Origin of the sequence: Chelativorans salis (assembly GCF_025336525.1) — a bacterium.
Taxonomy (GTDB): Bacteria; Pseudomonadota; Alphaproteobacteria; order Rhizobiales; family Rhizobiaceae; genus Chelativorans; species Chelativorans salis.
In genome coordinates this window covers 490,295-515,144 of the sequence record NZ_JAOCZP010000004.1, presented here as the reverse complement: position 1 = coordinate 515,144, position 24,850 = coordinate 490,295, and the positions used below count along the sequence as shown (strand labels likewise).

At 65.0% G+C, this 24,850-nt stretch carries 22 protein-coding genes; 8 read left to right on the top strand and 14 right to left on the bottom strand.

Going from position 1 to position 24,850, the window contains the following annotated elements:
* Positions 1–30: 30 nt before the first annotated feature.
* The 3 genes from rpmF to mtgA all read right to left on the bottom strand — a co-directional run bounded on the left by rpmF (position 31) and on the right by mtgA (position 1,539).
* Positions 31–213, bottom strand: coding sequence for a 50S ribosomal protein L32 (rpmF, locus tag N5A92_RS16255; RefSeq protein ID WP_260904632.1), 183 nt, complete (start codon positions 211–213; stop codon positions 31–33).
* Positions 214–373: 160 nt separating this feature from the next.
* Positions 374–781 (bottom strand): hypothetical protein, encoded by a 408-nt coding sequence (locus N5A92_RS16250; protein ID WP_260904631.1) that lies wholly within the window; start codon positions 779–781, stop codon positions 374–376.
* A 20-nt stretch (positions 782–801) separates the two neighbouring features.
* Positions 802–1,539 (bottom strand): monofunctional biosynthetic peptidoglycan transglycosylase, encoded by a 738-nt coding sequence (gene mtgA, locus N5A92_RS16245; RefSeq protein WP_260904721.1) that lies wholly within the window; start codon positions 1,537–1,539, stop codon positions 802–804.
* A 126-nt stretch (positions 1,540–1,665) separates the two neighbouring features.
* On the opposite strand from mtgA, the gene N5A92_RS16240 reads away from it, so the two are divergent.
* Entirely contained in the window at positions 1,666–2,580 is a 915-nt protein-coding gene (locus N5A92_RS16240) for a polyprenyl synthetase family protein (RefSeq protein WP_260904720.1), read from the top strand.
* A 74-nt stretch (positions 2,581–2,654) separates the two neighbouring features.
* On the opposite strand, the gene N5A92_RS16235 is transcribed toward N5A92_RS16240, so the two are convergent.
* Positions 2,655–3,182 (bottom strand): MarR family winged helix-turn-helix transcriptional regulator, encoded by a 528-nt coding sequence (locus tag N5A92_RS16235; protein ID WP_260904629.1) that lies wholly within the window; start codon positions 3,180–3,182, stop codon positions 2,655–2,657.
* A gap of 87 nt (positions 3,183–3,269) precedes the next feature.
* Between N5A92_RS16235 and N5A92_RS16230 the strand changes: the two genes are divergently transcribed.
* Positions 3,270–3,605, top strand: a complete 336-nt coding sequence (locus N5A92_RS16230) for a cupin domain-containing protein (RefSeq protein WP_260904628.1) — start codon at positions 3,270–3,272, stop codon at positions 3,603–3,605.
* Between the two features lie 18 nt (positions 3,606–3,623).
* Here N5A92_RS16230 and N5A92_RS16225 read toward each other — a convergent pair whose 3' ends face one another.
* Both N5A92_RS16225 and N5A92_RS16220 read right to left on the bottom strand, forming a co-directional pair.
* On the bottom strand, positions 3,624–4,595 hold the full coding sequence (locus tag N5A92_RS16225) for a glycerophosphodiester phosphodiesterase family protein (protein WP_260904627.1): 972 nt from the start codon (positions 4,593–4,595) through the stop codon (positions 3,624–3,626).
* A gap of 63 nt (positions 4,596–4,658) precedes the next feature.
* Positions 4,659–7,184 carry a hybrid sensor histidine kinase/response regulator gene (locus tag N5A92_RS16220; protein ID WP_260904625.1) on the bottom strand — a complete coding sequence of 842 codons (2,526 nt, stop codon included), beginning with the start codon at positions 7,182–7,184 and terminating at the stop codon, positions 4,659–4,661.
* A gap of 182 nt (positions 7,185–7,366) precedes the next feature.
* On the opposite strand from N5A92_RS16220, the gene soxR reads away from it, so the two are divergent.
* Positions 7,367–7,825, top strand: a complete 459-nt coding sequence (gene soxR, locus N5A92_RS16215; protein ID WP_260904623.1) for a redox-sensitive transcriptional activator SoxR — start codon at positions 7,367–7,369, stop codon at positions 7,823–7,825.
* 12 nt (positions 7,826–7,837) lie between these two features.
* Here soxR and ispG read toward each other — a convergent pair whose 3' ends face one another.
* From ispG to N5A92_RS16185, 6 genes are all read right to left on the bottom strand, one after another.
* Positions 7,838–9,115 carry a flavodoxin-dependent (E)-4-hydroxy-3-methylbut-2-enyl-diphosphate synthase gene (gene ispG, locus N5A92_RS16210; protein WP_260904622.1) on the bottom strand — a complete coding sequence of 426 codons (1,278 nt, stop codon included), beginning with the start codon at positions 9,113–9,115 and terminating at the stop codon, positions 7,838–7,840.
* A gap of 276 nt (positions 9,116–9,391) precedes the next feature.
* Positions 9,392–10,168 carry a FadR/GntR family transcriptional regulator gene (locus N5A92_RS16205; RefSeq protein WP_260904621.1) on the bottom strand — a complete coding sequence of 259 codons (777 nt, stop codon included), beginning with the start codon at positions 10,166–10,168 and terminating at the stop codon, positions 9,392–9,394.
* Positions 10,165–11,157 (bottom strand): ABC transporter ATP-binding protein, encoded by a 993-nt coding sequence (locus N5A92_RS16200; protein WP_260904620.1) that lies wholly within the window; start codon positions 11,155–11,157, stop codon positions 10,165–10,167. Before N5A92_RS16200 ends, N5A92_RS16205 begins: the two co-directional genes overlap by 4 nt.
* The gene (locus N5A92_RS16195) at positions 11,154–13,103 is read right to left on the bottom strand and encodes a dipeptide/oligopeptide/nickel ABC transporter permease/ATP-binding protein (protein ID WP_260904619.1); all 1,950 of its coding nucleotides are present in this window, start codon (positions 13,101–13,103) and stop codon (positions 11,154–11,156) included. Before N5A92_RS16195 ends, N5A92_RS16200 begins: the two co-directional genes overlap by 4 nt.
* Positions 13,100–14,047: an ABC transporter permease gene (locus N5A92_RS16190; protein WP_260904618.1), complete on the bottom strand. Its 948-nt coding sequence runs from the start codon at positions 14,045–14,047 to the stop codon at positions 13,100–13,102. The genes N5A92_RS16195 and N5A92_RS16190 overlap by 4 nt, the downstream gene beginning before the upstream one ends.
* A gap of 61 nt (positions 14,048–14,108) precedes the next feature.
* Positions 14,109–15,689, bottom strand: a complete 1,581-nt coding sequence (locus N5A92_RS16185) for an ABC transporter substrate-binding protein (RefSeq protein WP_425248591.1) — start codon at positions 15,687–15,689, stop codon at positions 14,109–14,111.
* Positions 15,690–15,811: 122 nt separating this feature from the next.
* Here N5A92_RS16185 and N5A92_RS16180 point away from each other — a divergent pair, with 122 nt between their 5' ends.
* Together N5A92_RS16180 and N5A92_RS16175 are read left to right on the top strand one after the other, a co-directional pair.
* A complete protein-coding gene (locus N5A92_RS16180; RefSeq protein WP_260904617.1) occupies positions 15,812–17,062 on the top strand; it encodes a Zn-dependent hydrolase in 1,251 nt (416 codons plus the stop codon).
* 235 nt (positions 17,063–17,297) lie between these two features.
* Complete coding sequence (locus N5A92_RS16175) at positions 17,298–18,080, top strand: 3-hydroxybutyrate dehydrogenase (RefSeq protein WP_260904616.1); 783 nt, start codon at positions 17,298–17,300, stop codon at positions 18,078–18,080.
* 7 nt (positions 18,081–18,087) lie between these two features.
* On the opposite strand, the gene N5A92_RS16170 is transcribed toward N5A92_RS16175, so the two are convergent.
* The gene (locus N5A92_RS16170) at positions 18,088–18,705 is read right to left on the bottom strand and encodes a TetR/AcrR family transcriptional regulator (RefSeq protein WP_260904615.1); all 618 of its coding nucleotides are present in this window, start codon (positions 18,703–18,705) and stop codon (positions 18,088–18,090) included.
* A gap of 276 nt (positions 18,706–18,981) precedes the next feature.
* On the opposite strand from N5A92_RS16170, the gene N5A92_RS16165 reads away from it, so the two are divergent.
* The 3 genes from N5A92_RS16165 (at position 18,982) to N5A92_RS16155 (ending at position 23,561) form a co-directional block, all read left to right on the top strand.
* Entirely contained in the window at positions 18,982–20,130 is a 1,149-nt protein-coding gene (locus N5A92_RS16165; RefSeq protein WP_260904613.1) for an efflux RND transporter periplasmic adaptor subunit, read from the top strand.
* Between the two features lie 24 nt (positions 20,131–20,154).
* Positions 20,155–23,319 carry an efflux RND transporter permease subunit gene (locus tag N5A92_RS16160; RefSeq protein ID WP_260904611.1) on the top strand — a complete coding sequence of 1,055 codons (3,165 nt, stop codon included), beginning with the start codon at positions 20,155–20,157 and terminating at the stop codon, positions 23,317–23,319.
* Between the two features lie 83 nt (positions 23,320–23,402).
* Positions 23,403–23,561 (top strand): DUF3309 domain-containing protein, encoded by a 159-nt coding sequence (locus N5A92_RS16155; protein WP_260904609.1) that lies wholly within the window; start codon positions 23,403–23,405, stop codon positions 23,559–23,561.
* 88 nt (positions 23,562–23,649) lie between these two features.
* Here the strand turns inward: N5A92_RS16155 and N5A92_RS16150 are convergent, their stop codons facing one another.
* The gene (locus N5A92_RS16150) at positions 23,650–24,837 is read right to left on the bottom strand and encodes an MFS transporter (protein ID WP_260904606.1); all 1,188 of its coding nucleotides are present in this window, start codon (positions 24,835–24,837) and stop codon (positions 23,650–23,652) included.
* Between the last annotated feature and the right edge of the window lie 13 nt (positions 24,838–24,850).

The following is a 24,850-nucleotide window of genomic DNA, read 5'->3' as shown; positions in this document are numbered from 1 at the left end:
CTTCCGCATGTTGCCTGAGATCCGAAAAGCTTACGCTTCTTTCGGTTCCAGTACCTGACGGCCACGATACATGCCCGTCTTCAGGTCTATGTGATGCGGGCGGCGCAGCTCGCCCGAATCCTTGTCCTCGATATAGGCCGGCTTCTTGAGCGCATCGGCCGCGCGGCGCATGCCCCGCTTCGACGGCGACGTCTTTCTTTTAGGTACAGCCATTGTACTCTCCGCTATTCGGCCAACCGCCCTTGTGGCCCCACTCGTCCAGGGGCCTTGCAATGCGGCCGTGCAATTTGGAATTCGCGCCGCCTATACACGGCAATCGGCGCTTTGGCCAGTGGGGCGCGCGATTTTTTGCGCCGGCTTCGCGCAAAGCGGCTCAATCCTCGCTCTCGGCGCGTATGTCGTAGTGGTCGCCAAGCGCCGGATGGATGAGCTTCGCGTGCAGCATGAGAAGGATGATCTCGGCATCCCGGCCCTCGCCCGCCTCCAGAGCTGCCTCCACGCGCCGCGTGGCGGCGGCGAGGCGCGCCTCGCCGTTTTCGTGGGCGAAAAGGTCGGCACCGAGCGCACAGAAGGCCATCAGCTCACCCACGGAAGGGTAGGCTGTGGGCGGCGGCTCCTGCATCTCCTCGCCAGCCATGAGGCCGACGGCCGCAAGTTTCACGCCCTCGGGCACCTGGGCGGGGTGGAGGCCCGCCCGCCGCAGCGCCTCGTCCAGCCGGCGCATGTCCTCCGAGCGCCCGAAAATGCCGAAGAAGCCGATGGAGGAGCCGCGTTTCACCATGCCATGCCTCTCCGCCGCGCTCAGTCGAGGCAGCCGACATAGGCGCCGGCCCTGTAAGCGCGCCTTTCGATGATGGAGGCAAGCCGGCCCAGCCCCGCCGATGGGCTTGCCGGGTTGCGCCCGACCGGATTGGGCAGAGTGACCGCCAGGAGTGCGGCCTGCCGCGCCGACAGATCCGTGGCCGGGCGGCCGAAATGGTATTGGGCCGCTGCCTCCACGCCGTAGACGTTCGGCCCCCATTCGGCGATGTTGAGATAGATCTCCATGATGCGCCGCTTCGGCACCACCGCGTCGAAATAGAGCGCCAGCGGCGCCTCCATGACCTTGCGCACATAAGAGCGGCCGGGCCAGAGGAAAAGGTTCTTCACCGTCTGCATGGGGATCGTCGAGGCTCCGCGCGGGCGCTCGCCGGAAAACGCATCGCTGACGACCGTGTTGAGCGCTCCCCAGTCGACACCGGAATGGGCGCAGAACTGCCCGTCCTCCGACATCATGACGGCGTAAGGGACGGCGGTCCCCATATCCTCGAGCGGCACCCAGCGGCGGTCATAGCCCTGCAGTGTCGCCAGGTCGGCCAGCATGAGGGTCGACACCGGCTGCACCCACGAAATGCGATAAAGGAGCGTCAGGCCGAACGGCAGCAGCGCGAGGATGACGAGAACGGCGACGAGCCGGCGCAGCCATGCCCTGCCCCACCGGCGCTCGCGCGACCGCTTCCGCCGGCTCCCGCCAGCCGGCCGTCTTTCCCCTTTCACCATCGGCGCCGCCAAGTTCTTCTCCCAATCGGCTTCCCGCCTCCGAATACCGGCCATGAATGTGGCTGGCAACGGGGAATGGGCGCCCTACCCTTGACCGTCGCGGCGAATAAGGCCATCGCTCGCGCCATGGAAGACGCGACACCACCCTTCGAAGCTCTGCTGGCGCTGAACGCCGAAGCCGTGGAGGCCATGCTGCGCCGCCTGCTCGACACGCGCCCGCGCGAGGGCGAGATCGTGCGGCCGGCACGCCTGATGGCGGCCATGCGGCACGGCGTGCTGAATGGCGGCAAAAGGCTGAGGCCCTTCCTGCTCGTCGAGAGCGCCCACCTCTTCGACGCCGGGGGCGAGGCAGCGCTGCGGGTGGCGGCCGCGCTTGAGTGCGTGCACTGCTATTCGCTGGTCCACGACGACCTGCCGGCCATGGATAACGACGACCTGCGCCGCGGGCAACCGACGGTGCATCGCGCCTTTGACGAGGCGACGGCGGTCCTTGCCGGTGACAGCCTGTTGACCTATGCCTTCGACATCATCGCCAGCGAGGAGACGGAGCTGCCCGCCACGACCAAGCTCGACCTCGTGGCGCGGCTAGCGCGGGCGGCCGGTGCCGGCGGCATGGCCGGCGGCCAAGCACTCGACCTTGCCGCCGAGCGCGAGCCGCCTGGCGAGGAAGGCATCGTCGAGCTCCAGGCGATGAAGACCGGCGCCCTCATCCGCTTTGCCTGTGAGGCGGGCGCGGTGATCGGCGGTGCGAACGGGTCAGAGCACGAGCGGCTCTCCGCCTTCGGCGCCGCCGTCGGCCTCGCCTTCCAGCTCGCCGACGACCTTCTGGACCTGACGGCGAGCATCGAGGTCATGGGCAAAGCCACGGGCAAGGATGCGGCGGCCGGCAAGGCGACGCTGGCAGGCCTCCACGGCGAGGACTGGGCCCGCCGGCAGCTTTCCGGCCTCGTCGCGCAAGCCGAGGAGCTGCTGGAGCCCTTCGGCGAAAAGGCCGCCGTGCTGCGTCAGACAGCGCGCTTCGTCGCCGAGCGGGAGCGCTGAGACGCACTTCCTTCAGGGCGATGGCGTGTGGGTATCGGCGAAGCCCAGCCTGCAAAGGGAGGAGGAAAAGGGCTTCAATCGTCACGCGAGAGACGCTTTTCGATCTCCAGATGCAGCCGGCGTAACAGCCCCTCCAGCGCCTGGCGCTCGGCGGGCATCAGCCCTGCCAGAAAATCCGCCTCGTCCGCCATGTCGGCGCGGAAGGCCTTCTCGGTGCGCGCCCGGCCTTCCGCCGTCAGTTCGACTATGGTGCTGCGGCCATCCTCCGGCGAGGGCTCGCGGTGGATGAGGCCGGCCTTCTCCAGCCGCACGAGACGGTGGGTGAGCCCTCCGGAGGAGATCATCAGCGACGTGTAAAGCTCGGTTGGCGTCAGCCGGTAGGGAGGCCCGGAGCGGCGCAGCGTTGCGATAACGTCGAACTCACCGCGGTCCAGCCCGAAACCGGCGAAGGTCCCCTCGATGCTGGGACGGACGAGATTGGAGATGCGGTATATCCGGCCGAGCACCGCCATCGGAAAGGTATCGAGGTCGGGCACTTCACGCGCCCACTGGTCACGCAGACGGTCGACATGATCGCGGGAGCCTTTGGGGTTCGCAGTCATGTTCCAAGTCTAGCATATTTTTATCTTGACATGAAGATAAGCGAAAGTATCTTTGCGAGAAGATAAATATGTGAGAAAGGACCAGTGATGTTCCACGTTCTCCGCCACGCGGACCGGCCGCAAAGCGCCAGCCGCACGATCAAGTTCGAAGGCCGTTCCTACGGCACCGACGTCTCCTTCTTCGCCGTCGACAATGATCCCGGCCAAGGACCGGACCTGCACGTCCACCCCTATCCGGAGACCTGGATCATCCGCGCCGGCCAGGCGGAATTCAACGTCGACGGCAAAAAGACGAGGGCCGGGGCCGGCGATATCCTGGTGGTGGAAGCCGGTGTTCCGCACGGCTTCAAGAATGTCGGCGACGGCAGGCTCGACGTGGTGTGCATCCACGCCAGTGATCATGTAATCCAGGAATGGGTGTAGACGGCCGTCGGCGCGGCCTCAGTCGGCCTTCAGCATGGGGCCGATCGTCTCGATGCGGTTGGTCCACACATAGCCGTCGAAATGCGCTGGCACCCGCGCGAGATCCTCGGGCGTGTCGATACCGGACGTCCCCGTGTCCCCGCCCGAATAGGGGCCGAGCAGAATGATCTCGCTGCCGTTCGCCGCCATGCGTGCATGGAAGCGGTCGGGCCAGCCCCACATCAACCAGGCGTAGTTGATCGGCACCATCACATAGGTGTTGCGGCAGGCTTCCGGCACGTGGCCCGTCCAGCCGAACGCCAGATAGCGCACAAGGCAGTCCTTTACGGCGCGTGAACCGAACCCCTTGAGGCCGTCGACCAGCGTCGCCGCACGGTCCGTCGGCGCATCGCCACCATAGACGCCCCACACACGTCCGCGCCAGTCGGGCCGGTCGGCGAGCATCGCCGCCAGCATGTCGCCCTCGCGCGCCTCGCGGCTCTTGTAGTTGATCAGGAACCGCCCGTCGGGGAAGGCCTCGAAGACCTCGTCGAGCGACGGCATTAGGCCGATACCCTTGCCGCGCAGGGGATGGGTGGCGCCGCCGTCGGCCGTATAGCCGTAGCCGATGTCGAGCGTCTTCAGGAAAGCCATGTCGTGCTCGCGCGTCACGCCGGCACCATCGGTCCGGCAATCGAGCGTCCAGTCGTGGATTACCGCGAACTTGCCGTCGGTGGTCGGGTGCACGTCGATCTCCACCACATCCGCCCCAGCCTCGAACGCCGCCCGCATGGAGGGCACGGTGTTTTCGATAAAGTCGTGCTCCGGCGGAAAGATGCGCGTCGCCGTGCAGGTGTCCTTCTCGACGCCCGCCCGGTCGAAAGTCTGATGCACGCCACGGTGGGCGATCAGCTTCACCGCAGGATCTGCCGGCCGTGCCGCCAGCCAGGACGCGTTCCAGAGATAGACGGCGGCCGCGACGGCGAAGAGGCCGATCAGAAACTTCCGCATTGCGAATCTCCTGCCTCGAAAGCAGGGGAGACCTCGCTGCCGTCTATGGTCAAATTACGGCCTTCAGGCCGACGCCGCCACCTCTTCCCCCTGGTCCCGCCATTGCTCGATCTTGGCCGAAAGCTTCTGCGGCGAGATCGGCTTCGACAGGTAATCGTCCATGCCCGCCTCGAGACACTTCTCGCGGTCGCCAGTCAGCGCGTGCGCAGTGATGCCGATAATCGGCGTGCGGCGGTCCAGCCCGCTCTCCGCCTCGCGGATCGCCGCCGTCGCCTCCAGGCCGTTCATCTCCGGCATGGAGACGTCCATCAGTACGATGCGCGGCTGCAGGGCGCGATGCATCTTCACCGCCGTCTTGCCGTTGCTGGCGATGCGGTAGGTGAGGCCGAGCTGGTCGAGCACCTGGCTGAAGACGAGCTGGTTCACCTCGTTGTCCTCGGCGACCAGCACGTCGAGCGGTGCCAACGAAGGCCGTTCCGTCCGCTGCGGTCGTGCTGCCGGCTCAACAGTACTGACCAGGCGCGGCCGGGGGACGTGGCGCGGCGGCGCCATGCCCGGCTCGCCTGCCTGGGCGGCCTGCATTGCCGCGACGATGGTCTCCAGGAGTGCTGACGAGCGGGCTGGCTTGTTCAATTGCGCGGCGATATGACCTTCGGCCACCAGCCGGCCGGTTTCAGCCTGGTCGACGGAGGTCAGAAGCACGATCGGAATGGCCGCGCTCGCCGGATCCGCCTTGAGCCGGTGGGCCACGTCGGCGCCGTTCATCTCCGGCATCTGGTAGTCGAGGATGATGCAGTCCACGCCGGCGCCGAGCTCGGTCGAGCGGCGCAGGAAGGCAAGACCCAGCTCACCGCTTTCGACGGCCGCGCAGTCAAAGCCCCAGCTTTTCATCTGCTCCATAAGGATGTCGCGGTTGATGGGATTGTCGTCGATGGCCAGCACCCGAGCGCCGGAAACATCGATGGGGATCGGGCGCAGCTTGGCGTCGGTGTGGTCGATGTCGAGCGTGAGGGTGAACCAGAAGACGGACCCTTTGGCCGGTGTGCTGTCAACGCCCATGGTGCCGCCCATCAGGTCGACCAGGCGCGAGGCTATCGCCAGGCCGAGGCCGGTGCCCTCATGCCGGCGGGTGGAGGAGGAATCGACCTGGGCGAACTTCTCGAACACCGTCTGGAGCTTGTCCTCGGGAATGCCGGGGCCGGTGTCCTCCACCCGCACGGTGATCTCGGCCTTCTCGCCCTTTACGGTGCCCGAGACGTCCACCAGAACGTGGCCGCGCTCGGTGAACTTCACCGCGTTGCCGACAAGATTCGTGGCGATCTGGCGGAAGCGGCCCATGTCGCCGACGAAGGAGAGCGGAAGCGCGGGATCGATGCGCACGATCAGCTCCAGATCCTTTTCGGCGACGCGCGGCGAAACCAGTGTCGCCACGTCCTCGATTGCCTCGCCAAGGCGGAAAGATGCCGGCTCCAGGGTCAATTGCCCGGCATCGATCTTGGAGAAGTCGAGGATGTCGTTGATGATGGTCAGAAGCGCTGCACCCGACTTGACGATGACATCCACGAACATGGACTGGCGCTGGTCGAGCTCGGTCCGCGCGAGCAGCTCCGCCATGCCCATGACGCCGTTCATCGGCGTCCTGATCTCGTGGCTCATATTGGCCAGGAACTCGGACTTCGTCCTGTCGGCCGATTGCGCGCGCATCTTTTCAGCCGCAAGCGATACGTTGGCATCGTGCAGTTCCTGATGCGCATCGTGGATACGCCGGATCATGGGAAGGAAGACGCGCGCGCCGATCAGCAGCGTCGCCAGGACGATCGAGAAGGCAGCGATCACGAGGGTGAATTCGAGCGCACTGTATGTCGAGACCGTTTCTTCGTGCAGCGCCTTGGAGACGGCGTTGATGTGCGGCCTTACCTTCTGATTGGCCAGCACCTGCAGCTCGGAGAAGACTCGGCGCGCGGCGGGGACGGAGTAGTCGTGGAAGATATCCAGCCGGTTTGCCAGCGTCATCACGCTTTCGAGCTCGCGCTTCAGCGAGGCATTGTCTTGTCCGCCATCCCAGACCCTGCGAACGGATCCGGGAACGGCACTCCCCGCAATTCCGTCGATGAGGGGATCGACCTGCTCTCCTCCGCCGAGGCCGGTACCGTCATTAATAGTAATGCGGCGGCTTTCCAGCATGGCGATATCGCCGCTGGCGGCCATCTCCATTGCGGTATAGCCCCTTTCCAGCCGTGCCAGCGCCGCGCCCAGATCCGCCTTCACCATCTGCACGAGTTCCAGATCGTGGACTTCGTGGGACGTTCCAGCCGGCAGCTGGGGGCCATGCTGGTGGTCGCTTCCGGCATGGGCTTTGTGCCCGGGTTCGAGATGCAGGCTTGCGTGCTCCAGCCGCAGGGCGTTGTAGAGGACGTCCCCCGTGGCGTCGGCCATATAGTCCAGCAGCGCGCCGAATCGAACCTGATTCTTGGCCTGCTCCATCTGCCACAGCACCACACCGGTGCCCAGGATGACGGCCACAACGAACCCGACCAGCACGGCGACCATCCGCCCGCGCATATAACGACGCGTTACCACAGTTGACATAGACGGTGCCCCAATCCGCTTCCCCGTTTGCCTCAAGATCGAGCATACCGCTTAAGCGGCGATTAACGATGGTGAAGATGGCGGCTTTGGTGTGCGGGAGCATGTGTTTTCGCCCGCCTACCTTGACCGGCTGGCGATTCGCTCTCAAGTGTACTTGAGGTTTATTTCAAGGGAGCTGCCGAATGGGGCATGATGCGCGACGCCCGCGACGCGAACTCAGCGTCGGGGAAGTGGCGCGGCGCAGCGGCGTCGCTGTCTCGGCATTGCATTTCTACGAAGCCAAGGGGCTGATTACCAGCCACCGCACCGGCGGGAACCAGCGCCGCTACGGCCGAGATGTCCTGCGGCGGGTTGCGGTGATAAAGGTGGCGCAGCGGCTGGGCGTGCCGCTCGCCACCATTCGCGACGCCCTGAAGACGCTGCCGGAGGCGCGCACGCCGAACGCCGCCGACTGGCGCAAACTTTCGGAGCATTGGCGCGCCGATCTCGACGCCCGTATCCGGAAGCTCACACAACTGCGCGACAGTCTCGACGAGTGCATCGGCTGCGGCTGCCTCTCCGTCGAGACCTGCCCGCTACGCAATCCGTACGACGAACTCGGCGAAGCCGGTCCTGGCCCGCACCTGCTCGATCCAGGATGAGGTGTTCGGCGCCTATTCCGCCGCTTCCTTGTCCACCGTGCTACCCCGCCCGAAGCGGCGCTCGATGTAGTCGGCCACCATCTTCTCGAAATCAGCAGCGATGGTCGGCCCGCGCAGCGTAGCGGCTTTCTTTCCGTCAATGAAGACGGGGGCGGCGGGCGTCTCGCCGGTTCCCGGCAGCGATATGCCGATGTCGGCGTGCTTGGATTCGCCGGGGCCGTTGACGATGCAGCCCATGACAGCAACCTGTAGCGCCTCGACGCCGGGATATTTTCCCCGCCACACCGGCATGTTCCTGCGGATGTCCGCTTCAATCTTCTGTGCCAACTCCTGAAACACGGTGGAGGTGGTGCGCCCGCAGCCGGGGCATGCCGCCACCACAGGCACGAACTGACGAAAGCCCATGGTCTGCAGGAGCTCCTGCGCCACCCGCACCTCGCGCGTGCGGTCGCCGCCGGGCTCCGGCGTGAGAGATATGCGGATCGTGTCGCCGATACCCTGCTGCAGGAGGATGCCCATGGCCGCCGAGGAGGCGACGATGCCCTTGGTGCCCATGCCGGCCTCAGTGAGGCCGAGATGCAGCGCATGGTCGGAGCGCTTTGCCAATTCGGTGTAGACGGCAACCAGGTCCTGCACCTGGCTGACCTTGGCCGACAGAATGATGCGGCTTCTCGGCAGGCCGATCTCCTCCGCCAGTTCCGCCGAAAGGAGCGCGGACTGCACGATGGCCTCGCGGGTTACCTCCTGGGCGGTGAGCGGCGAGCCATTGGCCTGATTCTCGTCCATGAGGCGCGTCAGAAGCTCCTGGTCGAGAGAGCCCCAGTTGACGCCGATCCTGACCGGCTTGTCGTAACGGATCGCCGTCTCGACGATTGCCGCGAACTGGCGATCGCGTTTCTCCTTGAAGCCGACATTGCCGGGGTTGATGCGGTATTTCGCCAGCGCCTCGGCGCAGGCGGGATGATCGGCCAGAAGCTTGTGGCCGATGTAATGGAAATCGCCGACCAGCGGCACGTCATGGCCGAGCCGCTCCAGCCGCTCGCGAATCCGCGGCACGGCGGCGGCGGCCTCGTCGCGGTCCACCGTGACGCGCACGATCTCCGAGCCCGCGCGGTGTAGCGCTGCAACCTGCGCCACCGTGGCATCCACGTCCGCCGTGTCTGTGTTGGTCATAGATTGCACGACCACGGGGGCATCGCCGCCGACCGACACGCCGCCGACATCGACGCCGACGGAACCCCGGCGCGGGAAGGGGGAAGAGAAGTACCCGGAAATGGCTTCGGCGGTCATCGGACCTGCCCCGTGTTCAACCTGTTGTCCCGTGAGGTGGCGAAACCGCGCGCGAATGTCAATGGCGCTGATGGTCGCCGGTTAAAGCGTGACAGGTTGGGATTGGCCTGCATTCCGCCCTCGTGGTTCGACAGGCTCACCATGAGGGCTCATGTTTGCATCCTTCCTCCAACATTGCGGCTTGTGCCGGCGTTGCCCTGCCTTCACCCTCATGGTGAGCCTGTTGAACCACGAGGGTGAGGGCACGCACTGCCAGCGCCACCTCCTCCTTCCAAGCTACCTTCTCAACCGCAGGAAATCCGTCTTCATCTCCGCCTCGCACGCTTCCATGTAGCGCCAGGCGCTCAGCATGTGCTTGTACATGATGGAGCGCACGCTTTCGCCGTCTTCGGCCTTGAGCGCGGCGATCAGCCGTGTCTGGTACGAAAGCCCGACCTCACGCAGTGCCGGGTTGGGGCGATCGTAGATGCGGCGACAGACGGTGAGGTTGCGCAAAAGGTTCTGCAGGAAGCCGCACATGAAGCCCAGCACCGGGTTGGGAGAGATCTCGGCCAAGACGGCGTGGAAGTCGAGCTCGGCCATGCGCTGCTGGTATTCCTCCCCCACCGTCTCGGCCGGATGGTCGTAGACGCGCATGGTGTCTTCCAGCCGCTGGTAGTCCTCCTCCCTCAGGTGGCCGACGAGGCTTGCCGCAAGCTCCGGCTCCAACTGGCAGCGCACCGTGTAGATGTCGGCGATGGAGGGCTGGCGGAAGAAGAAGTAGTTGGCGAGAAGTTCCATCGCCCGCGTGTCTTCGAGCGCTGCAACGAAGATGCCGCCGCCGGGGCCCGTGCGGGTGGTTACCAGCCCCTGCGCCTCCAGCGAGCGCAGCGCCTCGCGCATTGTGCCCTTAGAGGCGCGGAAACGCTCGATCAGCGCCTTTTCCTGCGGCAACCGGTCGCCGGGCTTGAGGTTCTGCGTGACGATCCAGTCTTTGATCTCGTCGCAGATGACCGTCGGCCGTTTCGGTCCGCGCGGCGGCCGCGCCCTGCCTTTTTCGACGATCGCCGTCATGCGTTCCTCTCCAGAACGGCATCCTGCAGCGGGTGGAAGCAGGCTGCACGGCGCCCTTCTTCCCCGGCTTCGAGCGGCGGACGGGTTTCGCGGCAGTCGTCCTTGGCACGTGGGCAGCGCGGTGCGAAGGCGCAGCCGGGCGGCGGGTTGTAAGGATCAGGAAGCTCCGCAAGGCCCTCTTCGCCCGCCAGCCCCTTCTTGCCCGGCACCGGCGCGGAGTTGAACAGGAGCTTCGTATAGGGATGACATGGCCGGGCGAAGAGTTCCCTTGCCGCGGCCTCCTCCACGATGCGCCCGAAATACATCACCGCCACACGGTCGGAGACGCTCTCGACCACCGACAGGTCATGGCTGATGAAAACATAGGTGAGGCCGAAGCGCGACTTGAGATTATCGAGCAAGTTCAACACCTGCGCCTGCACCGAGACATCCAGCGCCGAGACCGGCTCGTCGAGCACCAGGATCTCCGGCTCCGCCGCAAGCGCGCGGGCGATGCCGATGCGCTGCGCCTGCCCGCCGGAGAACTCATGCGGGTAGCGGTCGAGGAACTCGGCCCTGAGGCTCACCGCGTCCATCAGTTCAGCAAGGCGCTCACGGCGCCTTTCCGGCGCCATGCCGAGCAGATGCTTCATCGGCGCCTCGAGGATGCGGCGGATGGTCTTGCGCGGATTAAGCGAGGAGACCGGGTCCTGGAAGACGTACTGGATGCTGCGAGCGAGCGAACGCGCGGAGCTTTTGGCAAGCGCCGTCACGTCCTCACCTTTCAGACGGATGGTACCGTTGCTGGGCGCGTCGAGGCCCACCAGCATGCGCGCCAGCGTGGACTTGCCGCAGCCCGATTCGCCGACGATGCCGAGCGTCTCGCCCTCACGCAGAGAAAGATCGACGCCTTGCACGGCATGCACCTGCGGCTTCTTCTTGCCGAGGAGCGTGCGCCCGCCGCCGAAGATACGTGTCAGGCCTTCGACCGCCAGAATCGTTTCGCTCATTGCGCGGCCTCCGGCGTTTCTGCATGAAGCGGCTTGATACAGCGTACTGCGCGGCCCGGTCCCAGATCGTCGAGCGTAATCTCGCCCTCCCGGCACGCCGCCTCGGCATAGGGGCAGCGCTCGGCGAAGGCACAGCCTTGCGGAAGGCGGTTGACCGCCGGCGGCAGGCCGGCGATCGCGTCGAGCCGCCGCTCCGGCTCGCCAAGCACCGGCACGCAGTCGATCAGCTTGCGCGTATAAGGATGGGCGGGTGCGTTGAGTACCTCATCCGTCGGTCCGGTCTCGACGATGCGGCCTGCATACATCACCGCCACGCGGTCACAGATTTCCGAGACGACGCCGAAATCGTGGGTGATGAAGAGGAGGGCCGCACCCTTATCATCCTGCAGTGCGTCCATGAGCTTGAGGATCTGCGCCTGCACGGTGACGTCGAGCGCGGTGGTCGGCTCGTCGGCGATCAGGATCTCCGCGTCGTTCGCGAGCGCCATGGCGATCGACACGCGCTGACGCATGCCGCCGGAAAGCTCGTGCGGATAGGAGCCCGCGCGCTCGGCGGCATTGGGGATGCGCACCATCTCCAGAAGCGCCACCGCCCGCTTCCATGCTTCGCGATAAGAAAGCGGCTGGTGGGCGCGGATTGCTTCCGTCACCTGGTCACCCACGGTGAAGAGCGGATGCAGCGTCGACAGCGGGTCCTGGAAGACATAGGCGAAGGCGCCGCCGCGCAACTTGCGCAAGTCGGCCTCGGAGGCCTCCAGCAGGTCGCGGCCCTGGTAGAGCACGCGCCCGCCCGAGATACGCCCCGGCGGCGTCGGCACGAGGCCGAGCAGCGACATGGCGGTGACGGATTTGCCGGAGCCGGATTCGCCGACGAGGCCGAGACACTCGCGTTCCCTGAGCTGGAAGCTCACCCCGCCGACGGCCTTGTAGACATCGCTGCCGACGCGGAACTCAGTTTTGAGGTCGCGCACGTCGAGCGCGGCTTTCGAGGACGTCTCGGGCATCGCCGGCACGTCCTCGCGCTTGACGGCGGTCGCCGCAGCGGGGCGGCTTAACGCCCCGGACTTCAATCTCGGATCGAGCACGTCACGGATGCCGTCGCCGACGAGGTTGATACTCATGACCAGCGCGAAGATCATCAGGCCGGGGATGATCGAGACATGCGGCGCGTTGAAGAGCAGCTTGCGCCCCTCGCCCAACATGGAGCCGAGATCGGCGAGCGGCGGCTGCGCGCCGAGCCCGAGGAACGAGAGCCCCGCCGTCTCAAGGATCATCCAGCCGACCGTGGTCGACATGGTGATGACAATGACGGGCAGCACGTTGGGCAGCACCTCGGTGAGCAGGATACGCAGGTGCCCCTTGCCCGAAAGCCGCGCCGCGTCGACGAATTCGCGATGGGCGAGCGACAGCGTGACGCCGCGGATGTTGCGGGCGAAGAACGGGATGTTGACGACGGCGATGGCATAGAGTGCGTTCATCAGGCCTGGGCCGAGCACGGCGACGATGGCAAGCGCAAGCAGGATGTAGGGGAAGGCCATCAGCATATCGATGCCGCGCATCATGAGGTTGTCCGTGCGCCCGCCCGTATAGCCGGCGACGAGACCGATGGCCGAGCCGACGACCGCCGCCACCAGCGTGGCCGACAGGCCGACGGCGATGGAGACGCGCGTTCCCCACATGAGGCGGGACAGAAGATCGCGGCCAAGCTGATCCGTCCCCAGGAGGTGGCCTTCCGTGAGGGGGCGGAGGAGGCGGTTGGCCGGATTGGTGATGTCGGGCGGCTGTAAGGGTAGCCACGGCGTGAGGAGAGCGGCAAGCGCGATCGCCACCAGGAGGCCAAGGCCGAAGGCGGCCAGGCGGTTTGCCACCAGGAGCGCGAAGAAGCTCGGCCGCCCGCTCTTCTTTGCCGGCTCGGCGGGTTTTGCGGTGTCAGTGGCCGTACTCATGTCTTCAGCCTCGGGTCGAGCATGTGCTGAACCATGTCGGCGAGGAGGTTGAACAGCACGTAGCTGGCCGCCACCACCAATACGCCGCCCTGTACCAGAAGCAGATCGCGCGTGGAGATCGCCTGCACCAGCATGCGGCCGATGCCCGGCCACTGGAACACGGTCTCGATATAGACGGCCCCGCCGAGCACGAAGCCGGCCTGGATGCCGATGACCGGAATGACGCTGACGAGCGCCGCCTTGAAGGCATGGCGATAGATCACCCGGCGCTCCGACAGGCCCTTGGCGCGGGCGGTGCGGATATAATCCTGCCGCAGGACTTCCAGCATGGCCGCCCGCGTGAGCCTGGCGATCACCCCCGTCGCCACCACGGCCAGCGTGATCGACGGAAGCGCCAGATGTGTGAGAAGGTCGAGCGGCCCGCCACCGCCATAGATCGCATACATGCCGGACGGCGGCAGCCAGCGCAGGTTGACGGCGAAGACGAGGATCAAGAGCAGGCCCAGCCAGAAGGAAGGCATGGAGATGCCGATGAGTACGAAGAAGGTGACAATGCGGTCCGTCCAGCCGAACTGGCGCACTGCCGAGATGATGCCGGCGACAAGGCCGAAGATGGTGCACAGGATGAGGGAAGCACCGGCGAGGATGAGGGTTGCGTTGAAGCGCTCCAGCACCTCGTCAATGACCGGCCGGTTGAGCGAATAGGAGCGGCCGAAATCGCCCTGCAGGAGATTGCCGAGCCAGATGAAATATTGCTCCGGCAGGCTGCGATCGAGGCCGAGCTGTCGGTTGATCCGCTCGACATTCTCCGGCGTCGCATAGGCGCCCAGAATGGCGGTCGCCGGGTCGCCGGGGATCATCGCCATGATGAGGAAGACGATGATCGTCAGGCCGAACAGCACCGGCACGGCCATCGCGAGGCGTTTCAGGAAGTAGGCGAGCATGACGCCTCCCGGCTGCGTTGACGGCGGGCGAAGAGTGAGATCCCGCCCGCCGCCTTCGTGGCTACGGCTTGGAAACGTTCCTCAGCGTGAGGAAGAAGGACGGTTGCAGCTTAAAGTTCTGCACTTCGGCCTTGGCCACCGCATTCTGCTTCCAATTGGCGATGAAGGCCCAGGGCGCGTCCTCATGGACGATCTCCTGCATCTGCTGGTAGAGCGCCGCGCGCTCCTCCATCTCAGTCGCCTGGCGTGCCTGCTCGAGGATCGTGTCGACCTCTGGGTTGGAGTAGTAGCCGGAGTTGAAGCCGCCATTTTCCGGGAAAGCATCCGTGCGCAGCGTCAGATAGGGCAGCGTGTCGGGGTCATTGGTCATCCACGCCATCTCGGCCATGTCCGCCTTGCCTTCGAGGCCCGGGTTCACCTCGCCCAGGAAGGTGTTCCACTCGTAGGTCTCGATCTTCACATTCATGCCGACGGCGGCGAGGTCGGCCTGGATAGCCGTGCCCATAGCCACGGGGTCGAGCATGCCGGAACCGCCTTCCGTGACGTAGAAAACCACCTCCTCACCGTCATAGCCGGCTTCCTCGAGCAATTCCTTCGCCTTCTCCGGATCGTAGGGATAGGGCTCGAGGGACTCGTTATGGGCCCAGGCGAAGGCCGGCGGCGTCGGGCCGGCGGCGATCTCGGCCGTACCCTGCAGCACGTTCTCCACCAGCGCCTGCTTGTTGATGGCGTAGTTCACCGCCTGGCGCGCGGCCTTTTCGTCGAACGGCTCCTCTTTCATGTTGAGGATGAGGAACCAGACATGCGGTCCCGCCTGCTCGTAAACTGTAAAGGCCGGATCGTCGGCGAACTGGGCGACATTGTCCGGTGGCGTCTCGACCATCAGATCCAAACCGCCCGAGAGCATCTCGGCGACGCGCGTATTGGCATCGGTGATGGGGCGGAAGACGACGGCTTCGAGCGGCGGCGCGCCGTCCCAAAAGTCCTCGTTACGCTCCACCACGACGCGCGAATTGCTCTCCCACTCGGCGAATTTGAAGGCACCGGTGCCGGAGGGGTTGCGGCCAAAGTCCTTGCCGTGCTCCTCCACTGCCGCTGGCGAGACGATCAGCCCCATCGGATAAGCGAGGTTGGAGAGGAACGGCGCATAGGGCTCGTTGAGCGTAAAGACGACCGTGTGCTCGTCTTCCGCCGTCACTTCCTCGACCGCGGAGAAGAAGAAGGCGAGCGGGAACGGCCCGGTATCGTGATAGGGATGCTCTTCATCCAGGAAACGCTGGAAATTGAACTTCACCGCTTCCGCGTTGAAGGGCGAGCCGTCGTGAAAGGTCACGCCCTCGCGCAGGTGGAACGTGTAGGTCTTGCCGTCGTCGGAGATCTCCCAGCTTTCGGCAAGCGCCGGCTCCACTTCCAGTGTGCCATCGCTGTAGCGCACGAGACCGTCATAGACATTCATCAGGATGCGGAAGTCGTTGACCGCGGTCACCGCATGCGGATCGAGCGACTTCGGCTCGGCGATCTGGCCGACGATCAGCACGTTGGGGGGCGTCTGCGCCTCGGCCGGCTGGAGACCGACCCCGGCGAAGCCCGCCATGGCCAGCCCTGCGAGCGCGCCTTTGAGCACGCGCGAAAACCCTGTCATGACAACCTCCACATTTCTCCTGGAACTTATTATCGATTTGAGATCGTAATTTATCATGATAAATACGCAAGCCTGAATTCCCCTTTCCTTGCCCGAATTTTAGCCATGGCCAAGCATCGATCATGACCAGCGAGACCGCACGCCTACCGCGCATCGACCCCCAGCGCCTACGCCAGGACCTTGAAACTCTTGGCAAAATCGGCCGCAACGCGGAGACGGGCGGCATCGACCGGGTCAGCTTTTCCGATGCCGACATCGAAGGACGGCGTTTCGTTGCAAAACTGATGGAGGCGGCCGGACTCACCGTTTCCATGGACGGCGCGGGCAATCTTTCCGGCCGCTGGGAGGTGGGCGAAGGGCCCGTGGTCATGCTCGGCTCGCATCTCGACAGCGTGCCCAACGGCGGCATGTTCGACGGCGCGCTGGGCGTCATCGCCGCTCTCGAATGCGTGCGCGCCATGAAGGAGGCCGGACTGACGCCGGCGCGGCCCTTGGAAGTGATGGCCACGGCGGAGGAGGAGGGCCGCTTCGGCGGCATGTTCGGCGCCCAGGCGCTTGCGGGGCAGGTGACGCGCGATTGGCTGGAGACGGCGCGCGACGACGGCGGCACACGACTCTTCGACGCCATGCGCGCACAGGGGCTGGAGCCTTACGAAGCGCTGAAGGCGAAGCGGCCGGAAGGCTCCATCGCTGCCTTCCTGGAACTGCATGTGGAGCAAGGACCCGTGCTGGAAGCGGCGGGGAAGCCGGCCGGCATCGTCACCGGCATTTCCGGTGTTTTCAACTGGACAGTCCGCCTTTCCGGCGAGGCGAACCACTCCGGCACCACGCCGATGGAGATGCGGCGCGACGCCTTCATGGGGCTGGCGGACTTCGCCCACGGCATCCCCGAACTGATCGCCGAGCACGGAAGCGCGGCAAGCCGCGTGACCATCGGCAAGGTGGCGGTGGAGCCTAACTTCCCCCACACCGTCCCCGGCCAAGCAGAGTTCTCCCTGGTCGCGCGCGACATGGACGAGACGGTGATGCGGGCTCTGGCGCAAGGCGCGAAGGCGCGTATCGAGGCCGCGGCGAAGACGCGCGGCCTCTCCTTTTCGATCGAGGAGACAAGCTGGCTCGCCCCCTCCCCCTGCCACCCCGAGATCGTCGCCGCCTTCCAGCGCGCCGCCGAACGCCTCGGCCTCGACACGCCTTTGCTGCCGAGCGGCGCCGGCCACGACGCGCAGACGATGGCGGCGATCACGCGCGCAGGCCTCATCTTCGTGCCGTCCATCGGCGGCATCAGCCATGCACCGGAGGAGAGGACGGAGTGGGTCGATATCGAGGCTGGAGCAAGTTTATTGCTCTATGCGGCGATGGAATTGTGTGAGTAGTGAGTAGCCGGTATCCAGCAGGAAAATGACTGGCAAGAATCTCATTGCCGACTACGCAAGGCCACAGGCAGCGACAACTTTCACTATTCACTGTTCACTATTCACCTCCGGCACCCTTGCCCAACACTTCAGTTCACCACATCCATCCATGATCACTGGTGGAAGCCCCCGACCGCTTGGCAAGCGATGACGCATTGCAATATGGTCCTCACCGTCAGGCAAGGAGGCATCTCACGTGAGCAAGGCAAGAACCGCCATCGTTACCGGCTCGACCTCGGGCATCGGGCTGGGCATAGCACGCGCGCTGGCCGCCGACGGCTGCAACGTGGTCGTCAATTCCTTCACCGACAGCAAGGAAGACCATGCACTTGCCGACGGCATCGCCCGCGAGTTCCACGTGACGGCGGCCTATATCCAGGCTGACATGTCGAAGGGGGAAGAGTGCCGCCGTCTGGTTGAGGAAACGGCGGAGCGCTTCGGTGCCGTCGATATCTTGGTCAACAATGCCGGCATCCAGCATGTGGAGGCGGTGGAGACGTTCCCGACGGAAAAATGGAACGCCATCATCGCCATCAACCTGTCCTCCGCCTTCCACACCATCGCCGCCGCTGTGCCGCACATGAAGCGCCAGGGCAAGGGCCGCATCGTCAACATCTCATCCGCCCACGGCCTGCGCGCCTCGCCCTTCAAATCGGCCTATATCGCCGCCAAGCACGGCGTGGTCGGGCTGACGAAGACGGTGGCGCTGGAACTGGCGGACGATCACGTGACTTGCAACGCCATCTGCCCAGGCTACGTGCTCACCCCGCTGGTGGAGGCGCAAATCCCCGACCAGATGGCGGCGCATAATATGGACCGTGAGACGGTGGTGCGCGAGGTGATGCTGGCGCGGCAGCCGATCCGCGAATTCGCCACGGTAGAGCAGATCGGCGCCGCCACCGTTTTCCTGTGCTCCGACAACGCCGCGCTGATCACCGGCACCACGCTTTCGGTCGACGGCGGCTGGACCGCGCGCTAACGCGCGGCTACTTTTCCTTTAGCGCCATCTCGATCAGCGTGACGAACCGACGCGCCGCCTCTTCGCCATGGGTTCTGCACAGGCCGCGGGCCTTCAGCCCCTCCAGAACATCGAAAAGCATCTCCGCGAGCGATTCCGCGGAGAGCCCGCGCTCTTCCAGCCGCACGCCGCGCCGCTGCGCCTCTTCGCCGATCGCCCTGGCGAAACAGGCGACCATGCCCTGCCGCCAGCTGGCGACCACGTCCGAGGCGATGTTGTGGTTCACGTCCACGAGCTCGTCGCCGTGCGGTGAATCCTCGATTATGCGGAACAGCTGGAAAAGCGCCCGGTCGAGCGCCGCCATCAGCCGCGCTTCGAGCGGCCCCTCCTCGAACAGCAGCTCGCAGGCACCCGCGCGCGAGCGCTCGAGCATCGCCTCGGCGACGGCGCGGAAGATGTCAGCCTTGTTGCGGAAAAGCAGGTAAAGCGCCGGCCGCGAAATCTCCACGGCGCGCGCAATGTCGTCCATCGTCGTGCGCGAGAAACCGTAGGCGAGGAAAACCTGCATTGCAGCTTCGAGAATCCGCGCCCGTCTCGGATCGTCCGCCTTGCTGTTTTCTATTGTTTTTGGCGTGCTCACTACCATCGTGCAATTGGTTGTTGACAAAATTACGCAATTTGTCAATGTGTCGCTGCTCGAAATGCCACCTTTGTATTAGCGAGGCATTCTCGGGAAAGCACGACCCAACCATGGTGACAACCTGTTGTCAGGAGTGGTGGGTCATGCGGCTTTTTTGCAGTGCAAGACCGCTGTAAGGGAATAACCCAGGCCCTGCGGTCAAAATTGAACCGTCCGCCCGCAGTCCCCATATGGGGACAAATTTGTTGCGTTCGGCAGGGGTCCAGCAGACTGGAAATTGTCATGCCTAAGATTAAGTTCCATAAGGTTGCGGCTATCATCGTTCTCGTCGCAACCGCGGCCTGGATTGCAACAGGAAAATTTTCCTCGGTGGGCAGTGCGAGCCAGGAAGCCGAGGCCACCAGAACCGCCGAAGCCGAGCAGGAACGCCCCTCCGTTCTCAGGACAGTCCAGGTGGTAGTGCCGTCGCGGGTGGAGCATGCACGTACCATCCGTGTCTCCGGGCAGACAGAGGCGGACAAGCAGACCGTCCTGGCCGCGCGCTCGGCCGGCATTGTCGAAGAGCTTCCCTTCTCCGAGGGCGACGTCGTCAAGGAAGGCGATCTTGTGCTGCGGCTTGAAACGGAGGGTAAGAGAGCGGCCGTGGAATCCGCGCGTCAAACGCTGGCCCAGCGCGAAGCCGAGGCCGCTGCCGCCGAACGGCTGGCCCAAAGCGGCAACATTGCCGCCTTGAAGCTCGACGAAGCCAGCTCAGCCGTTGCCAATGCCCGTTCAGCGCTGGAAACGGCCGAAGCCGAACTCGACCGCGTGACCGTGCGCGCTCCCTTTTCGGGCATCATAGACCAGGTGCATACGGAGGAGGGTAGCTCTCTGATGCAGGGCGCCGAGGTGGTCACGCTGCTGAAGCTCGACCCCATACTCGCCGTCGGCGAGGTCAGCGAGCACGATCTCGGCAATATCCAGCGCGGCGACGAAGCGGAGGTTCGCCTTGTCAACGGCGAGACGCTGCACGGCACGATACGGCATATGCGCCGTGCCGCCTCGCCTCAGACTCGCACCTATCGCATCGAAGTGGCGATCAACAATCCGGACGGCCGCATTCCCGCCGGCATGACGGCGGAGATCAACGTCCTGGCGCAAAAGGTGGAGACCGTGGCCCTGCCGCGCTCGGTCGTAACCCTGAACGCGAAGGGCGAATTGGGTGTGCGCGCGGTGGATCCTTCGGGAAAGGTGGATTTCTATCCCATCGACATCGTCGACGACACGCCGCAGGCCCTCTACCTGGCCGGCATTCCTTCGGATGCCCGTATCATCGTCGCGGGTCAGGACCTGGTGGCAGACGGAGAGACGGTGAACATTGAGACGGTCGATGGAAGCACGCTTGGCAACCTTGCCGGCAGCCCTGCCATGCAGAAGGCGATGCAGCAGTAGCGCGCGCGACGGGGACACCGATTAATGGATATTGTTCGACTTGCCATAAGCAATGCACGGCTCACGCTGTCCATATTGCTGTTCTTCGTGGTCGCCGGCGCGATAGCCTATGTGGAAATTCCCAAAGAGGCCGAGCCGGATGTTCCGATCCCGGTCATCTATGTCAGCCTGAGCTATCAGGGTATCTCGCCCGAGGATTCGGAGCGGCTGCTTCTGCGGCCGGTGGAGACCGCGCTCAAGGGCCTGGAGGGCGTCAAGGAGATGCGCTCGGCCGCCTATGAGGGCGGCGGCTTCGTGCTGGTCGAGTTCCAGGCCGGCTACGACTTCTCCAACGCGATCGAGGATGTGCGCGCCAAGGTGTCGGACGCCGAGCGCGACCTGCCGTCGGGGGCCGACGAGCCGTCCGTCAACGAAGTCAATATCTCGGAGTTCCCGGTCCTCGTCGTCACGCTTTCCGGCGACCTCCCCGAACGTGCCCTGACGACCGCCGCGCGCAACCTGCGCGACCGCATCGAGGAGATTCCCGGGGTTCTGGAAGGATCGCTGCAGGGTGCACGCGACGAACTGGCTGAAGTCGTTATCGACCCCGTCAAGCTAACCTCCTATGGGCTGCAGCTCGACCAGCTCATCAGCGCCGTCAACGCCTCGAACAGCCTCGTCGCCGCCGGTGCACTGGAAGGCGGGGAAGGCCGCTACGCCGTTAAGGTGCCCTCGCTCATCGAGAATGTCGAGGATATCGCCAACCTGCCGATCGTGGCGACCAATGATGCGGTGGTGCGCGCCCGCGATCTCGCCACCATCCGCTCCACCTTCACCGACGCCGAGACCATCACACGCCTCGACGGTCAGAAGGCCATCGCCATCGAGGTGAAGAAGCGCGTCGGCTCCAATCTGGTCGAAACCGTCGATGCCGTGAAGCAGGTGTCGGAGGAATTCGTCCAGACCATGCCCGAGGGCGTGACGGTCACCTACAGTCAGGACAAGTCGGTCTTCATCCGCGACATGCTGGACGATCTGCAGAACCATGTGCTGATCGCTATCATCCTGGTTTTCATCATCGTCCTCTACACGCTGTCGGGCCGCGCCTCGGTGCTCATCGGCCTGGCCGTGCCGGCGTCCTTCCTAATGGGCATCTTTGCGCTCTCCATGGGCGGCTACACGGTCAACATGGTGGTGCTGTTCAGCCTCATCCTGGCCGTCGGCATGCTGGTGGACGACGCCATCATCGTCACCGAATTCGCCGAGCGGCGCATGACGGAGGGGATGCCGAAGGCGCAGGCCTTCGAGCTCGCCGCCAAGCGTATGGCCGGCCCGGTGATCGCCGCCACCATGACGCGCATCGCCGCCTTCTCGCCGCTGCTCTTCTGGCCGGGCATCGTCGGCGAGTTCATGAAGTATCTGCCGATCACGCTGATCGTCACGCTGGCCGCGTCGATGATCTACGCGCTCATCTTCACGCCCACATTGGGCGCGCTCGTCGCCAAGGCGCACGTGCATGAAGAGCCGCCGCCGGACGGCTGGTACATCCGCTTCGTGAGGCAGGCCCTGCGTTTTCCCAAGACCGTGCTCCTCCTGACGGTTGGCCTCTTGGTCGGCGTGCAGGTCGCCTATTCGAACTACGGCGCCGGCGTCGAGTTCTTCCCCGATGTCGAGCCCGAATACGGCCTGATGTACGTGCATGCGCGCGGCAACCTCTCGCTCGAGGAGATGGACCGGCTAGTGCGGCCGGCGGAGGAGAAGCTGGTCGGCTGGCCGGGCATCGAATCCGTCTACACCCGCGTTGGCCAGACGCGTGGCGGCGGCGAGGACATCGACGAGGATGTGATCGGCGTCCTGCAGTACGAGTTCATCGACTGGCGCGAGCGCAAGCCGGCAGGCGAGATCCTGAACGACCTGCGCGCCGAGATGGCCAGCATGCCCGGCGTCGATATCGAGGTGCGCGTGCCCGATGCCGGCCCGCCCACGGGCCAGCCCATCCAGGTGCAGCTTTCCGCCGCGAATCCCGAGGGTCTCAACGATCAGGCAACGGCCGTCGCCGAAATGCTGAGGGGGATCGACGGCGTCATAGACATCGCCAACGGTGTTCCCCCGCCGGGCGTCGATTGGGCCGTTCAGGTCGACCGGGCCAAGGCCGCCCAGTACGGCGTCAGCCCCTCCGCGGTCGGCAACGTTGTGCAGCTCGTGACCAACGGTCTGAAGCTGTCGGAGTATCGACCCGCCGGCGTCGACGATGCGGTGGATATCCGCCTGCGTCTGCCGGAGGATCGGCGCACGCTGTCGACATTGGACCAGCTTCGGATCCAGACCGCGCAGGGACCGGTGCCGATCTCCAACTTCGTTACCCGCCAGCCGGAGCTGAGCAGCGGCATCCTGAACCGCATCGACGCCCAGCGCACCATTACTGTGACCGCCAACATCGCCAGCGGCTTTCAGGAAGCGGCGGTTCAGCAGCAGGTGATCTCGGCGCTCGACGATATGGATCTGGGCGCCACCCGCTGGAAGCTCGCCGGCTCCAGTGAAGAGAGCGACGAGGCCGCAGCCTTTCTGTCGAAGGCGTTCGGTGCGGCGATCTTCCTCATCTTCGTGGTGCTGCTTGCCCAGTTCAACAAGTTCACCAGCGTCTTTCTGGTACTGATGACCGTGGTGATGGCGACGATCGGCGTCTTCCTCGGCCTGCTGATCACGGGCCAGCCTTTCGGCATCGTCATGTCCGGCATCGGCGTGATCGCATTGGCCGGCGTGGTGGTGAACAACAACATCGTCCTCATCGACACCTATGACAGGCTGCGCGATGAGGGCATGAAGAGGTATGATGCCATCATCCAGACCTGCCGCGAGCGCGCGCGCCCGGTGCTGCTGACGGCGATCTCGGCCGTACTCGGTGTGCTGCCGATCGCCTTCGGTCTCGGGCTGGAGCTGGCTGACCGCGAGGTCACCTTCGGCGCTCCATCGACGCAATGGTGGATTTCGCTATCGGGGGCCATCGTCTACGGCCTGAGCTTTGCCACGGTGCTGACGCTGATCGTCACGCCGGCGGCGCTGATGGTGTTCACCCGCGAAGCGCGGCCGGCGGGCGAAAAGCGCCGTAGCCTGCTTGCCCGCCTCTTCCGTCGCCGCGATAAGGATGCGGACGCCGGGAAGTCAGAAGAGGATGCGCCTATTACGGCCTTCCCCAAAGCCGCCGAATAAATCAGACCCCGCACGGCGGGGGAACCTGCCGTGCCGGCTAAGCGTTGTTCCGCCGTTATGCCACTAAAGTCAGGAACAATGCGATGTCACTCGGCACAATTCTCATCATCATATTGATACTTGTCCTGCTCGGCGCGATACCGGCGTGGCCGTATTCGAGCGGTTGGGGCTACGGCCCCTCCGGCATCATCGGCGTTATCCTCCTCGTGGTTCTGATTCTGGCCCTGATGGGCAGGATATGAGCACTCGCGTGAGCGAGGGGTTGTAATTCCATCCTGAGCCGTGAGCCTGGAGCGACGACGGTGGTCCAGGCTCACTCGAGGGGCATGATCATCCCGAAGCGCTGGCCGAAGGCGCCGGCTGCTCCGCAATATCGTCCGCCGGCCGCACCAGGTTCGACATCAAAAGCACCACCCCCAGAAGCACGGCGAAGCCGATGAAGATCGGCGTGAAGCCCGTCCGCTCGGCCACAAAGCCCACGACGGATGGCGCGGCAAGCATGCCGGAATAGCCGATCGTCGTGGCCACACTCATGCCTGCAGCCGAGGAGATGCCGGGCTGGTTGCCGGCCGCCGAGAACGCGATGGGCACCATATTGGCAATCCCAAGGCCGGCCAGTGCGAAGGCCAGAATGGCGGCCGCCGGCGAGGGCGCAAGCCCCGCGCCAAGCATGCCGACGGCGGCGATGATTCCCGACACCCGCATCGTCGTTACCGCGCCCAGCCGGTTGCGCACGCCGTCGCCGAGGAAGCGCATCAGCGCCATAGCCCCGGAAAAGGCGGTGAAGGCGAGGCTTGCGGTTGCCAGGCCGGCACCCATCTCCTGACGCAGATAAAGGGCGGCCCAATCGAGCACGGCCCCCTCGGGCGCCATAGAGAAGAGGGCGACGATACCGGTAAGATAGATCAGCGGGCTGCGAGGGAAGCCGCTTAACCCGCCGCTGCCCGTCGCCGCCGGCTTGCGTTCAACGATGAGCTTCGGCATGGCGACGAACACCAGCACCAACGCAACGACGGTGACGGCGCCTGCATGCGCCAGATGGCCCCATTGCTCGGCCAGCACGCCGCCCACACCCGCACCGACGAAGCCGCCAAGGCTCCAGAAGCCGTGCGAGGAAGACATGATGGCGCGCTGCAGCCGGCGCTCCACGACCACCGCATTGGAATTCATGGAGACATCCATGCCGCCCAGAAGACCACCGAAAGCCACGAGCGCGGCAATCAGCGTCGGCATGCCGGGTGCCAAGGCGACGGCGAGGAGCGAGCAGGCACACAAGACCCCGGACACCCGCGTCACAGCGCGCGAGCCATGGCGGCTGATGAGCCAGCCGCACATCGGCATCGCCACGACCGCCCCGAGGCCGAAGATGAGGATAAGCAGGCCAAGCACCGTCTCAGTCAGTGAGAAGCGCGCCACAAGCAACGGGATCTGCGGCGCCCAACTGCCGACCATGAAGCCGTTGACGAAGAAAAAGGTGGCAACGGCCCAACGGCCATGCAGCGCGTTTTCTTGTGACATGTCGATATCCGTA